Source organism: Ruegeria sp. N11, from assembly GCF_056531525.1.
In genome coordinates this window covers 1-686 of record NZ_JBQFLX010000079.1, presented here as the reverse complement: position 1 = coordinate 686, position 686 = coordinate 1, and the positions used below count along the sequence as shown (strand labels likewise).

At 52.9% G+C, this 686-nt stretch carries 1 protein-coding gene; it reads left to right on the top strand.

The window, feature by feature from the left end; translation table 11 throughout:
- Positions 1-16: 16 nt before the first annotated feature.
- On the top strand, positions 17-686 hold a 670-nt coding region (locus ACR0J8_RS24260), incomplete at its 3' end, for an IS6 family transposase (RefSeq protein ID WP_480892884.1).

The window sequence follows — 686 nt, the reverse complement described above, 5'->3', positions numbered from 1 at the left end:
TGCGTAGCTTTTGCCCATGACCAAACCTGCCTCTTTCAAGTACTTCAAAACCAGTCCCGAGATCATCCGCCTTGCAGTGATGCTGTACATCCGTTTCCCTCTTTCACTTCGGAATGTTGAAGATCTGCTGCACGAACGCGGGGTCGACGTGAGCCACGAAACTATCCGATATTGGTGGAACAGGTTCGGTCCGATGTTTGCCTCTGAGATCCGAAGAAAGCGTGTTCAGCAATCGAGAGCATTCTCCAAATGGAAGTGGCACGTGGACGAGGTTTTCGTGAAGGTAAATGGCAAGCGGCATTATCTTTGGCGGGCTGTTGATCACGAAGGCGAGGTGCTGGAAGCCGTTGTCACCAAACGCCGAAACAAAGCTGCAGCACTGAAATTCCTCAAAAAGTTAATGAAGCGACACGGCAAAGCGGAAACCGTCGTCACGGATCGCTTTGCCTCATACAGAGCCGCGCTCAGAGAACTGGGTGCACTCGAAAAACAAAGGACGGGAAGGTGGCTCAACAACCGCGTCGAGAACTCGCACCTGCCTTTCCGACGACGCGAACGCGCGATGCAACGTTTCAGGCGCATGCGATGTCTACAGAAATTCGCTTCCGTCTATTCCTCCGTATACAACCACTTCAACCAGGAAAGATCGCTAACCAGCCGAGACACCTTCAAGCTGACCCGCGCCG